This window comes from Candidatus Symbiopectobacterium sp. NZEC135 (genome assembly GCF_025962695.1).
Genome location: NZ_JAGFPF010001261.1, coordinates 1 through 632 on the forward strand (window position 1 = coordinate 1; position 632 = coordinate 632).

At 54.7% G+C, this 632-nt stretch carries 1 protein-coding gene and 1 pseudogene; one reads left to right on the plus strand and one right to left on the minus strand.

The genetic code is table 11. The features are described 5' to 3' along the window. A pseudogene (locus tag J5224_RS33715) lies at positions 1 to 160 on the plus strand (PTS glucose transporter subunit IIA); the annotation flags it as partial. A gap of 79 nt (positions 161 to 239) precedes the next feature. On the opposite strand, the gene J5224_RS33720 reads toward J5224_RS33715, so the two are convergent. Continuing rightward, positions 240 to 632, minus strand: a 393-nt coding sequence (locus J5224_RS33720; protein ID WP_264629226.1) for a hypothetical protein, incomplete at its 5' end; no start/stop codon positions are given.

A 632-nucleotide genomic window follows, 5' to 3' on the forward strand; every position in this document is an offset into this window, starting at 1 on the left:
CGATCTGGTCATTGAATTCGATCTGGCGCTGTTGGAAGAAAAGGCCAAATCGACGTTGACGCCGGTGGTTATCTCCAACATGGACGAAATCAAAGAGCTGACCAAGTTGAGCGGCACCGTTGTTGTCGGTGAAACACCGGTTATCCGTATCAAGAAGTAACGCTTTTCTGAGTACAGCACCTCATACCAGCCCACGGTCAGTACGTTGACTGTGGGTTTTCTATTTATTGCCACCCTATTTACCGTAAACGCGGGCGCTTTGCCGCACCGACAGAGGCCATTTCGAGGGCTGCTAATACCTTTACCGCATCCCCGACCAACGAAATCCCCAGCGACTGGGCCACTAATGCGCAGCATTCCCCGTTTCGCACCCGCTGAGCGCCAAAAGTATCAACCGCGATCATCTCCAGAAAATGCATCGCACTGTGGCAGTGATGAATACCCTGCTCCCACGCCACCCGATAGCAGGGTTCTCCCTGCCGCACTCGCGCCCCGGCGACCGTCTTCACCGCAATGTTCTCCAGCGCACACATCGCCGAAAATAAAGGACTGATGCCGTGTTCTCTGGCGACCAATCGGCAGGACTCACCATTACGTACCCGTTCTCCGGCACAGGCGTTTACGGCGATCAT